This is a genomic window from Streptomyces sp. PU-14G (assembly GCF_041028275.1).
Classification (GTDB): domain Bacteria; phylum Actinomycetota; class Actinomycetes; order Streptomycetales; family Streptomycetaceae; genus Streptomyces.
Window position 1 is genome coordinate 1 of record NZ_JASKYT010000760.1, and the last position, 461, is coordinate 461.

Sequence of the window (461 nt, forward strand, 5' to 3'; positions counted from 1 at the left end):
TTCCCCGTCCCCGCTCCCCACTCCACCGCTCACCCCGGCCCAACTGGCCACCACTCTCCAGCACCTGGGTGCTCACCGGGGACCGCACCAGAGGACATGACGCGCGCACCGACGGCTCGCTGGGGGCCCGTAACGCGCCCCTTCCGCCACGGGGCCCGTGAAAGGCGCGCCGGTCCGGAGAGGTCCCGCAGAGGCGAGGGAGCACCCGGCCGCGATCCTCGGAGCCGTAGTCACTCACGTGGGCACCCACCACGGGTCACCCATCACGCACCAGGGCCCGTCTTCCCTGCGGAAGACGGGCCCTGACCTGCTACTTCACAGTCGGGGTGGCGGGATTTGAACCCACGGCCTCTTCGTCCCGAACGAAGCGCGCTGCCAAGCTGCGCTACACCCCGAAGCAACGACGACTACTTTAGCCCAGGTGCGCGCTGAGGCGAAATCGGGTTTCCCGAGGGTGGGGG

Annotated in this window: 1 tRNA gene; it reads right to left on the bottom strand. The window is 69.8% G+C overall.

The features are described from left to right. Window positions 1–321: 321 nt before the first annotated feature. Window positions 322–395 (bottom strand) — tRNA-Pro (locus AB8Z75_RS35190). Window positions 396–461 lie beyond the last annotated feature (66 nt).